9 protein-coding genes are annotated in these 11,642 nt (G+C 37.5%); all 9 read left to right on the top strand.

All coding sequences use genetic code 11. The annotated features are described in order from the left end of the window. Nucleotides 1-6 precede the first annotated feature (6 nt). The 9 genes from rpsJ (at nucleotide 7) to rpsS (ending at nucleotide 11,637) form a co-directional block, all read left to right on the top strand. A complete protein-coding gene (gene rpsJ / locus FORMB_RS03545; protein ID WP_069676142.1) occupies nucleotides 7-312 on the top strand; it encodes a 30S ribosomal protein S10 in 306 nt (101 codons plus the stop codon). 145 nt (nucleotides 313-457) lie between these two features. Further along, entirely contained in the window at nucleotides 458-1,561 is a 1,104-nt protein-coding gene (locus FORMB_RS03540; protein ID WP_069676141.1) for a glycoside hydrolase family 18 protein, read from the top strand. After that, on the top strand, nucleotides 1,527-4,916 hold the full coding sequence (locus FORMB_RS03535; protein ID WP_083243900.1) for a glycosyl hydrolase family 18 protein: 3,390 nt from the start codon (nucleotides 1,527-1,529) through the stop codon (nucleotides 4,914-4,916). Before FORMB_RS03540 ends, FORMB_RS03535 begins: the two co-directional genes overlap by 35 nt. 30 nt (nucleotides 4,917-4,946) lie before the next feature. After that, complete coding sequence (locus FORMB_RS03530) at nucleotides 4,947-8,765, top strand: hypothetical protein (RefSeq protein WP_069676139.1); 3,819 nt, start codon at nucleotides 4,947-4,949, stop codon at nucleotides 8,763-8,765. Nucleotides 8,766-8,972: 207 nt separating this feature from the next. Next, nucleotides 8,973-9,590, top strand: a complete 618-nt coding sequence (rplC, locus tag FORMB_RS03525) for a 50S ribosomal protein L3 (protein ID WP_069676138.1) — start codon at nucleotides 8,973-8,975, stop codon at nucleotides 9,588-9,590. Then, nucleotides 9,590-10,219: a 50S ribosomal protein L4 gene (gene rplD / locus FORMB_RS03520; RefSeq protein WP_069676137.1), complete on the top strand. Its 630-nt coding sequence runs from the start codon at nucleotides 9,590-9,592 to the stop codon at nucleotides 10,217-10,219. Before rplC ends, rplD begins: the two co-directional genes overlap by 1 nt. Before the next feature lie 7 nt (nucleotides 10,220-10,226). After that, the gene (gene rplW, locus FORMB_RS03515) at nucleotides 10,227-10,517 is read left to right on the top strand and encodes a 50S ribosomal protein L23 (protein WP_069676136.1); all 291 of its coding nucleotides are present in this window, start codon (nucleotides 10,227-10,229) and stop codon (nucleotides 10,515-10,517) included. A gap of 10 nt (nucleotides 10,518-10,527) precedes the next feature. Then, nucleotides 10,528-11,352: a 50S ribosomal protein L2 gene (gene rplB / locus FORMB_RS03510; RefSeq protein WP_069676135.1), complete on the top strand. Its 825-nt coding sequence runs from the start codon at nucleotides 10,528-10,530 to the stop codon at nucleotides 11,350-11,352. A gap of 6 nt (nucleotides 11,353-11,358) precedes the next feature. After that, nucleotides 11,359-11,637, top strand: a complete 279-nt coding sequence (rpsS, locus tag FORMB_RS03505) for a 30S ribosomal protein S19 (RefSeq protein WP_069676134.1) — start codon at nucleotides 11,359-11,361, stop codon at nucleotides 11,635-11,637. The last annotated feature ends 5 nt before the right edge of the window (nucleotides 11,638-11,642 follow it).

Genomic DNA, 11,642 nt, shown 5'->3' with positions numbered 1-11,642 from the left:
AAGAACATGAGTCAAAAAATCAGAATAAAATTAAAGTCTTACGATCATAACTTAGTAGACAAGTCTGCTGATAAGATTGTAAAAACCGTAAAAAGTACAGGTGCTATCGTAACGGGTCCAATCCCATTACCAACCCACAAAAAACTTTTCACTGTATTACGTTCTCCACACGTTAACAAAAAATCGAGAGAACAATTTCAATTAAGCTCTTACAAAAGACTACTAGATATTTATAGTTCTTCATCCAAAACAATTGATGCTTTGATGAAACTTGAATTACCGAGTGGTGTAGAAGTAGAAATTAAAGTATAATTACGACAGGTGTCGATTTTGAAACTAACACCTACATTTTTGAATAAAAAAAACAGTGCTAAATTTTATATTTGGCACTGTTTTTGTATATTATGCCACAATATATTACTAACCACAGTTCTCCCCAGAACTAAAAAACCTGCTTATGAAACATTTTACCTTATGTGTTATTTTGTTGCTTTCAGTAACGAGTATAACTTCTTTTCAGAACAATGACAACACCCCTTCTTCAGCCGATTTTTTAAATTATCAAACAACAGGTCCAAAACACTCCAAAATAGTGATTGGCTACTTTGCTCAATGGGCCATTTATGCGCGTGATTTTAATGTTATAGATGTAGAAGCTGATAAACTTACGCATGTACTATATGCTTTTTACAATCCAGTTTATGACACTTCCAACGATTCAGCTTCTATACAAAGTTTAGATCCTTGGGCGGATACTGGGCATGATGAAAATAACTTGCTTTCAAATGCTGCTGTAAAAGGAAATATTGGAGAGTTAAAAATATTAAAAGAGAGGAATCCGCATTTAAAAATTCTAATTTCTGTAGGGGGGTGGACAAAGTCTCAACATTTTCCTGAAATAGCGGCGAGCCAAAATGCAAGAACAACTTTCGCACAAAGCATGGTTGATTTCATGACTTTGTATCCTTGGATTGATGGTTTTGATCTTGATTGGGAATTCCCAATTACGGGAGGTACCGAAGGCCAAGAAAAAGTTAATGGTTTAGTAATTCCTGCACAACCACACACAACCAATGACCATAAAAACCTTGTTTTCCTATTGAAAGATATAAGAGCTGCTTTTGACTCGAACGGTATGCAAGCCAAAGAGCTTTCTATTGCGATGGGGAACAATGTAACAAATGCTGCAAGTCAGTTTATAGGGCCTAATAATCAAGCAGCAAACAACATGACAACCAACATCATGGATTACTGTAATTTCGTTACTTGTTTTGGCTATGACTTTGGAGGGAATTGGTATGATAAAACATGTTTTAATGCGCCATTGTTTGGGGGCGATAATGTAAATGATCCCTTACACAATCCATCTGGAAGAAATCAAGTATTAGATGAATTAATAAAGCTATACCTAATAGAAGTTGGCATCCCAGCCAATAAGTTTGTCATGGGAGTTCCGTTTTATGGAAAAATATTTGAAGGTGTTGCGGCAACTGGAGTAGATCCCAATAATCCTGGGCTCTACGAAAGTGAGTGCCCCAAGAACAACGAATCCAGCGTGTAGTTTGCCGGAGCCTCCAGTAGGAACTTGGGATGATATTGCTAATTATAATTGTGAAACAACGGGAGCTATCGATTTTTGTGATTTATTTCAAGGAAGAGCAACGAATCCACATCATTTTCTAGACCCAACAAATCCACTTGCAGTTTCAACTGCTGCCGCTATAGCTGGTTGGGAACGACGTTGGCATGTTGATGCTCTTGTTCCTTACCTTTATAACCCCACTCAACAAAAGTTTATCAGCTATGAAGATACTCAATCCATAGATTTAAAAGTTAAGTATGCATTGTCACAAAACTTGGGGGGTGTTATGATATGGGAGCTTTCTCAAGATGCTCGAAACTCTACCAACGGTCTTTTAGATACTGTAGAATCTACCCTCGTAAACTCAGAATTCAGCATTACATTGAATTTTAAGAATCCAACCGCTGTGCCTATACAAGGAATTAGAGTAGAATTACGAGATGTCGGTGGTACAGTATTAGAATCTCAAACTACAGCTGCAAATGGCCAAGTAATTTTTAACAACAAAACAGGCTTTTTAGCTTACACTATAAATTATTCTTATAATAGCTATGCTTTTTTACCTAGTGATGTGAGTTATGCCCTTTTAGAGTTTGACGGGGATAAAACTATAAATGTTATAGGTTCAGATCAAACGTCTATGATACAAGGAAGTGTTAAGGAAAATGGACAGCTACTAGCCAATGTTGATGTTGTCTTAAATAATAGTAGTAATGTCGAATTAGAACGCCTTACTTCAGCCGATGGGAATTTTAATTTGAGTTCTGTAATAGACAACCTCGACTATTCTCTAACTGCAGAAAAAGATTTTTATTCCTTTACTGCGTTGACATATACCAACTTTAACTCTGACCAGACAAATCAAGAAATAGTAGCTACACGAAATTCTCATACAATTTCAGGAATTGTAACCTCCGCAAATACAGGGATGTCAGGGGTGAGCTTACAGCTCACAGGAAACAGTCAAACTTATAATTCTATGACGGATTCTAGTGGAAATTATACTTTTAACAATGTTCCAGCAGGATATGATTATGTAGTGACGCCTAGCTTAAACAACATCGTATTTAAACCTACAAGCATCAGCTTTAGTATGCTAAATGCAAATGGCATTGCCAATTTTGAGGAAAATAAAGGCCTCATATATGGTACGGTAAAAAACGGGATAACCCCGGTAGCTGGTGCCAAGTTGAATTTAATATTACCATGGACCGACAGTACTCATGGCTATAAACAAATACCTAAAACTGCAAATGCTAATGGAGAGTATTTCTTTACCGAAACGGAGTTAGATGGTTATAATATTATTAATTCATTAAAATTAAATGATTATGATAATAATAATACGGTTTTCTACCCTATAAGTGTAGCGAACATAGCAATTACCACAATGGCCCAAGAATATAATTTCAATGCGCAACTTGTAAAGCCAGAGGTCACTATAAATGCGCCCAATCAAGCTACTTTAGCGAATGCTTATGGAACCAATGTAAACTTAGAAGCTATGGTGGGCTTAAGTTTTGACGATGGCTCTACAACAATAAACAGCGTTACTTTTCAAATAGATAATACCACCATTGCAAACACAAACAATCAAAATATATATTCAGCAAATTGGGCTCCACAAGACTCAGATTACAATGCCTCACACACCTTAAAGGTGACTGCTCAAAGCTCTAATAATGAAACTGCCACAGAGACGTTTCAATTTACTTTAAATTGTACGGGAACCAATTGCCCCAATGTATTGCCAACGATTGTATGGGACACTCCTGTAAATACGAATATTAGTCAAAATTCAGGCTTCCAACCCATAGCAATACAGACTACCGTGACAGACACAGACGGAACGATAGCTTCCGTTTCAATTACAATTGATGGCACAACGACAAGTATGTCATCTGGAGCCAACAATACATTTACATATAGTTTTACGCCCACCAATCACCAAGCATATCCACTTACAATTACGGCTACAGATAATGATGGGGGGGCAGTGAGTCTTGTCAAGACCCTAAATATTATCGATTCTCCATTTGTGCCGCTACCTAGTGGGAATATTATTTTAGGCTATGCTCACTCTTGGGAAAATACAGCAGCACCATTCTTGTATTTTAGGGATATGTTAACTTCAAAGTATAATGTAGTGATGTATTCATTTATAGAAACAGTTGGTCAAAATGGGTACACGCCTCAGTTAACAATTAACTCACCCAGATATCTAACGAATGGGGTTTATGATAAACAGCTGCTTAAGGATGACATTAATAGTTTGAGAAGTCAAGGTATCCCTGTAATTGTATCCATAGGAGGGCAAAATGGTCATGTAGAGTTAAGTACTGTTGCACAAAAAAATGAATTTGTTCAAGGGCTGAAAGACATTATTGATGAATATGGTTTTGATGGTATTGACTTAGATTTTGAAGGAGGTTCTATGGATTTCGGGGCTGGCGCCTTAACCGATTTTTCATATACAGGAATCTCTGCGTTTCCAAAACTTAAAAATGTAGTAGATGCTTTTAAAGAACTAAAGGCACATTATGGAGCTAATCTTATTTTAACATGTGCTCCTGAAACCTTTTACGTTCAGGTTGGGGGCTCAACATATACCAATACGGCTGGAGCTTTTTTACCAGTGATTCATAACTTGCGTTCTGAATTAGATTTAGTGATGGTGCAACTTTATAATACGGGATCTGTCACTGCATTAGATGGACAAGCGTATTCTCAAGCAACCCCCGATTTTCTAACGTCTATGTCAGATATGTTAATCACAGGTTTTAATGTAGCTTCAACAGGATTTAATTTTCCGGGATTACCAGCCTCAAAAATTATGGTTGGTATTCCAGCGTGCCCAGCAGCGGCACCTGCCGGAGGATATTTACAACCTTCAGAGACGATCAAAGCCTTGGGTTATTTGAGGTTTGGAACAACCTTTTCAGGGAGGAGTTACACATTGCAAAATGGCCCACATCCAGGTTTAAGAGGGGTGATGACATGGTCTGTTAACTGGGATGCGGCAGCCAATTGTGCCTCTGCGTATGAATTCTCTACAGATTATTTCAATTATTTTAGTTCAACGTTCAGTGTTGATGACCAAGTTAAGAGTGAAGTGCCAAAAGTCTATCCAAACCCTTTAGAACACAGTATAACAATTAAATCTCCACACAAAATCAACGAAATAAATATTTTCGATATCAAAGGTAATAGGTTATATCATAAATTAAACCCCGACACTTCTAGTATCGATTTAAGTGCCTTTGAAAGTACCCTTTATATAATGGAACTAAAAACGGAGTCTGGTATATTTTATAAAAAAATCCTTAAAAAGTAACCCCAAACCTAACCCTCAATTTCTTCTAAAATGAAAACATCTTTTATCTCTTTGGTATTTCTGTTTGTGAGTTATTTTACATTTGCCCAATTTGGAAATGATTGCGGAGTCCCTGTCTGGGATGCAACCAGAAACTATTCGATCGGATATCATGTATATCATACTAATAACGTTTACAGAAACGCAGGGTATGTGAACGCTAATACTGCCGCACCAGATGTAAATCCTGCTTGGACGTTACTAGGGGCTTGTACCAGCAGTGTTGTCCCTGTTGCTTCGGATGCAGATTGTGCGTCTGCGACCGCTTGGGTTACACAACCTGGTGCCACAACCGGCTTTCCAACAGATGCCCTGGTAAGTTATAATAATGGGTTATATAAAGCTAAATATTATATTAATATAGATGTGAGACCAGATTCACATGATGCGTATACTTTTGAAGGTGTTTGTGTGAAGCCACCAACAGTCACATCAAATATCTCGGCCTCACAAAACTATACGATGGATCCGCTTCAAAATATTTTAGCAACTGCTACAGTTCAAGATTTCGGGGTTGATATTACAGAGGTCTTAATTACAATTCAAAAAGACGGAGTGGATGTTGTAAGTACAGTACTTTCCGAATCAACAGTTACAGCTGGTACTTATGATTATAATTGGCTTCCTACAACCTATGGCGCATACACCTTAGTTTTTAAAGCGACCAATCAATCTAATAAAGAGGGGTTTTATAATGCTTCAATTATTATTAACAGACAAGTGCCACCCTCTATTAGTTTGGTTTCTCCAGCAGATGGAAGTCTCTCCTACTATACAGCGAGCCAACCCATCAGTTTAGTTTTTAATGCCCAAGTAAACGGGAATTTACCACCAAAAAAGGTCTATTATAAAACAACAGCTAATTCACAAGCTGTATATGCGAGCTATGTCAATAATAACTATAGAGCCTCTTGGACGCCAGCTCTAGATGGAATCACCACAATTACGGCTTTTGTTGAAGATGAAAACGCTAATATAGCAACTGTCGTTTTTAGCCTCGAAGCCTATAATTCAAATTGTGCGGCGCCAAATTGGTATAGTACAAGAAACTACCCATTTACCTCAGGGACTCCTAGCACAGTTTATTATAATGGATTTATATACGAAAACACAGCCTATGTAACTAGTGGCGGAAATCCACCCAACACAAATGCTTTATGGACAAATATAGGTACTTGTGTCCCAGCCAATTTAACAATTCAAACCAATTGTGATGACTTTATAGATTGGGTGTCCAAACCGGATAATTATGTAGGAAATGTAAATGTAGTGTATAATGAAGGCTTGTATAGAACATCCTACCCTATTGTTGGAACTGTGACTCCAGACCAATCTGATGCCTATGTTTTTTTAGGAATTTGTGTAAAACCACCAGTATTAACCTCAAGTTTTGAAGGTGCTAAAACTTTTATACAACCCACTCTGCAGACCATCAATATTTTAGCCACAATTGTAGATGTTGATTTTCCAATTAGCACTACAAAAGTATTCATCAAAAAATTTAGCCAAAGCACATTTCAGTCTTTTGACATGACCCTTGGTGCAAATAATCAATACACCTACGATTTTATACCAGATGCTTACACAGACTACAATATTAGAATAGAAGGTACAAATAGTATTAATTTAAGTTCCGAACTTATAGGAGCTATTAAAGTGGCGAAGAACCAGCCTCCAAACATTGCATTAACAACTCCAGAATCTGATTCAAGGTTTTTTCAATTAAATTTTACCCCCATAGTCATTCATTTTACAGCCAGCCAAACAGATCGACCGATACAAAGCATATCCTTATACGATGAATTCACAACGATCACATCTTCTGCTAGCGCCACGGCAACCTCTATTTCTTGGACGCCTTCTCAATATGGAATCACTAATTTAAGATTAGGAATTACAGATGATATGGGGACTTCTAATTATGTGTATTTAAAATATGAAATAATAGACCCTTCTAAAGAGTCGATTCTATTTGCCAATTTGCCCTATCAACTTAAAGGTTTAGAAGGTGTTACCAAAGTTTTTACTTTTGATAAAACCATTACAAGTGTCAAATCACGGGATTTAACACTGACTCAGTTTTCTTTTGCAAATTCTAAACTAACCGTCAACTCCAATAATCCAGGGAGAACCGGTCTAGAAATCACAACATCCGATGGCGACAAGTATTACATCGGACTCCGAATTGATAATGCAGATGGCACCGTGCCTAGATACCCCACTCATATTTCTATAGGCTCTGTCTCTGAAGATATCCCCGACGATGTAAACTTCTTTAATAACGGCATCAACAACACTAATTTAATGCTCAACAATCGAATGGACGTTCGATATACGTATATAAATGGAGGGCCATTAATCGGTTGGAACACATGGCAACCAGATAGAGTCATGAAGTTTGCAAGAAACAGTCTAAAGATGGGGCTGATGCCTGTTTTTATATTTTATAACATCCCTGATGGAGGAGAATCATACACTACAAATCTAGAACACATTCAGTCTCCTACCTATATGACAGCCTATTTTGAGAACTTAGAGCTGTTTTTAAATCAAGTAAGAGACATTGTAGGCGATGAGTTTTTTGGAGTCATTTTTGAGCCCGATTTCTTAGGGTATATGCAACAAAATTCAGAACCTGAAACCTTGGCAACTGCTGTAGGTGCAACAACGATTGGAACCAATGCTGGAACCCTTAAATCGCTTGTAGAACGCATCAACTTTGAAATCAATAAAAAACGAATTGATGATAATTTGAATTTAGAATTTGGGTGGCAAATGAACTTATGGGCAAAGCCGAATGTTGCAGGAGTCCGCGGAATTATTAGAGAAACAGACAATGTTAGCGGAGTTGGAGGTGGTGATTTTCAAACGCAGCTACAAAAGATAAAACAGACCGCAATTGATATTTATCGTTATAGTGAAAGAATGGGGATCATGAGCCATAATGCAGATTTTATTTCCATAGATAAATATGGTCTCGATGCGTTGGGTTATAGCAATGCAAGCGACCCTGCCGATCCATCTTCTTGGACTTGGTTTTGGAATAATGACCACTGGCTCAATTACTTCGCTTTTGTCAGGGCTTTATTTGAAGAAGCTGGGGTTCATGTTATATTATGGCAAATTACCGTAGGACACATAAACGGCTCTACAACTATTAATGAGTACACCGGCACCAACTTTGCAACACTCCCAAATACTTCAAAATATTATGAAGATTCTGCATCCCCTTTTTTCTTTGGCGATGAAATCGATTTTTCAAATGATCAAGCACGGTTTGATTATTTTTCTCAAAACAAACATAACGATCCAAAGTTAATTTCTAACCCCACTAGTAAACATGTCACTTTCGGAAATCATTTTGAAGAACTCAATGATATAGGTGTGAAACTAGTGCTTATGGGAGCTGGTGTAGGAGACAGTACCGATGGAATTGGAGATCCAGTGGCTCCTGGAGCGACATTGACAGACGATCATTTTTGGATTCAAAAAGTGCAAGATTACTATATAAACCACCTTATAACAAGTACCCTTGGATTTGAGCCTTCTGATATTTCAGACCTAACACCCGACTTTACTGTTTTGATCGACAATCAACAACTTATAATTAAAAATATTTCAAAGGCTCCAAAAAATACCGATGTTTATCTTTTTGATCTTACCGGAAAACGCCTCATCGATAAACCAAATCAACAGATTGGAACGAGTGAAACCATTCGCCTAAGTCATACAATTCCATCCAACACCTTTTATATCTGTATTCTCAAAACAGAAGGAAGTGTAGGCGCATTTAAAATAATTTCTAAATAATTTAGGTGAATAGATTAAATTTATCTAAATTTGCAGCTCGAAAAACATAGGTCACCACCTTAATTTTTGATATAATTGCTGAAAATCAGCGATTTACATGTCCCAAGCTGAGTGCAAGGGAAAAACGGAAAAAATACAATTCAGGGTTGAAACGTATTTTGACCCTTTGTTTTGGAATAAAAAGAGTTAATTAATAAATATATAAATATGTCTGGGTTAATAGGAAAAAAAATCGGAATGACCAGCATCTTCGACGCGAATGGTAAAAATATGCCATGTACCGTTATAGAAGTTGGGCCATGCGTTGTTACCCAAGTCAGAACCGAAGAAGTTGATGGCTATTCAGCCCTTCAGCTTGGTTTCGATGACAAGACAGAGAAAAGTGCTACGAAAGCTGACTTAGGTCACGCCAAAAAAGCAGGTACTTCTGTTAAGAGAAAAGTCGCGGAATTTAAAGGATTTGATGAGGAGTACAAATTAGGAGACACCATAACAGTAGAGCATTTTGCCGAAGGCGAATTTGTTGATGTTTCTGGAACTTCAAAAGGTAAAGGATTTCAAGGGGTTGTAAAACGTCATGGATTTGCAGGTGTGGGTCAAGCGACTCACGGACAGCACAACCGTTTACGTGCACCAGGATCTATTGGTGCGGCTTCGTATCCAGCTAGAGTTTTCAAAGGAATGAAAATGGCAGGACGTATGGGAACCGACACAGTTAAAGTTCAAAATTTAAGAGTTTTAAAAGTAGTAACTGAAAAAAATCTACTTGTGATCAAAGGATGTGTTCCTGGTCCTAAAAACGCTTATTTAATCATTCAGAAATAATGAAAGTAGCAGTTTTAGATTTAAACGGAAAAGATACAGGTAGAAAGGCAGACCTTTCTAACGATGTATTTGCTATAGAGCCAAACAATCATGCGGTTTACCTAGATGTTAAGCAATATCTTGCTAACCAACGTCAAGGAACGCACAAGTCAAAAGAAAGAGCTGAGATTTCGGGAAGTACTCGAAAGATCAAGAAGCAAAAAGGAACTGGTACAGCCCGTGCGGGAAGTATCAAGTCTGGTGTTTTTAGAGGTGGTGGTCGCATGTTCGGTCCAAGACCTAGAAACTACAGCTTCAAGTTAAATAAAAATGTAAAGCGTTTAGCACGAAAGTCGGCCTTTACAATAAAAGCTTCTGAAAAATCAATTACGGTTATAGAAGACTTTACATTTGACACTCCAAAAACAAAGAACTTTACAGCTGTATTAAAGGCCTTAAACCTTGATAGCAAAAAGTCTTTATTTGTCTTGGGTGGCTCAAATAATAATGTATATTTGTCCTCGCGGAATTTAAAGGGCTCTGAAGTTTTAATAGACTCAGAAATAAGTACTTATAAAATATTAAACGCGAATCAAGTAGTGCTTTTTGAAAGCGCTTTAAAGAATATTGAAACGAATTTAAGTAAATAAGAAAACCATGAGTATCTTAATTAAACCAATAATCACAGAGAAAGCATCACAAGCGAGTGAGTTGAGAAACTGCTTCAGCTTTCAAGTGAATACGAAGGCGAACAAGGTAGAAATCAAAAAAGCAGTGGAAGCTGCTTACGGTGTTTCTGTTGAAAAAGTTCGTACAATAAATGTCCGTCCAGATCGAAAAACCAAGTTTACAAAAACGGGGATTCAACATGGTAAAACAAATGCTGTTAAAAAAGCACTTGTACAACTGGCGGAAGGTGAAACGATTGATTTATACGCTAATATCTAATTAGACAAACATGTCAGTAAGAAAATTAAAACCAATCACCCCAGGACAGCGATTTAGAGTAGTAAACGGCTATGATGCCATTACTACTGATAAGCCGGAGAAGAGTTTATTAGCTCCGAAAAAACGTTCAGGTGGTAGAAACAGTCAAGGAAAAATGACCATGCGCTATATCGGTGGAGGTCATAAGAAAAGATATCGTATCATCGATTTCAAAAGAGAAAAAGCTGGGATTCCAGCCGAAGTGAAATCTATTGAATACGATCCAAACAGAACTGCATTTATTGCGCTTCTGAATTACCAAGATGGTGAAAAACGCTATATCATTGCACAAAACGGTCTTCAAGTAGGTCAAAAGTTGGTGTCAGGTGTAGATGTTGTTCCAGAGGTTGGGAATTCAATGCCTTTAAGTCAAATTCCATTAGGAACCATCATCTCTTGTATCGAACTACGTCCGGGACAAGGAGCTGTTATGGCACGTAGTGCTGGTGCATTTGCACAATTAATGGCAAGAGACGGTAAATTTGCTACGGTAAAATTACCATCTGGTGAAACGCGTTTACTATTGCTAGGATGTAACGCCACTATCGGAGTTGTATCTAACTCGGATCACCAATTATTGGTGTCAGGTAAAGCAGGTAGAAGCCGTTGGTTAGGAAGACGTCCAAGAACAAGACCAGTTGTTATGAATCCAGTCGATCACCCAATGGGTGGTGGTGAAGGAAAATCATCAGGTGGACATCCACGTTCAAGAAACGGTATTCCTGCTAAAGGATTTAGAACCCGTTCTAAGACCAAAGCAAGTAATAAGTATATTATAGAACGTAGAAAGAAATAATAAGACATGGCAAGATCATTAAAAAAAGGACCTTTCGTTCATTATAAGTTAGAGAAAAAAGTCGCTGCTAATGTAGACGCTAACAAAAAAACAGTTATCAAAACTTGGTCTAGAGCCAGTATGATTACACCGGATTTTGTTGGACAAACAATTGCAGTACACAACGGCCGCCAATTTGTACCAGTATATGTTACTGAAAACATGGTAGGTCATAAACTAGGAGAATTTTCACCAACACGTTCATTCCGTGGACATGCAGGTGCTAAAAATAAAGGTAAAAAATAAGAGCT

Source organism: Formosa sp. Hel1_33_131 (assembly GCF_001735745.1).
In the GTDB taxonomy this organism is placed as follows: Bacteria; Bacteroidota; Bacteroidia; order Flavobacteriales; family Flavobacteriaceae; genus Hel1-33-131.
Note: the sequence above shows the minus strand (reverse complement) of the source record. Positions and strands in the feature narration are given on the sequence as shown.

Excerpts from the sequence above, each read along its gene's own strand:
- FORMB_RS03540 (WP_069676141.1), top strand. The coding sequence starts at position 458 with ATGAAACATTTTACCTTATGTGTTATTTTGTTGCTTTCAGTAACGAGT.
- FORMB_RS03530 (WP_069676139.1), top strand. The coding sequence starts at position 4,947 with ATGAAAACATCTTTTATCTCTTTGGTATTTCTGTTTGTGAGTTATTTT.
- rplB (WP_069676135.1), top strand. The coding sequence starts at position 10,528 with ATGTCAGTAAGAAAATTAAAACCAATCACCCCAGGACAGCGATTTAGA.
- rpsS (WP_069676134.1), top strand. The coding sequence starts at position 11,359 with ATGGCAAGATCATTAAAAAAAGGACCTTTCGTTCATTATAAGTTAGAG.
- rplW (WP_069676136.1), top strand. The coding sequence starts at position 10,227 with ATGAGTATCTTAATTAAACCAATAATCACAGAGAAAGCATCACAAGCG.
- rplD (WP_069676137.1), top strand. The coding sequence starts at position 9,590 with ATGAAAGTAGCAGTTTTAGATTTAAACGGAAAAGATACAGGTAGAAAG.
- rplC (WP_069676138.1), top strand. The coding sequence starts at position 8,973 with ATGTCTGGGTTAATAGGAAAAAAAATCGGAATGACCAGCATCTTCGAC.
- rpsJ (WP_069676142.1), top strand. The coding sequence starts at position 7 with ATGAGTCAAAAAATCAGAATAAAATTAAAGTCTTACGATCATAACTTA.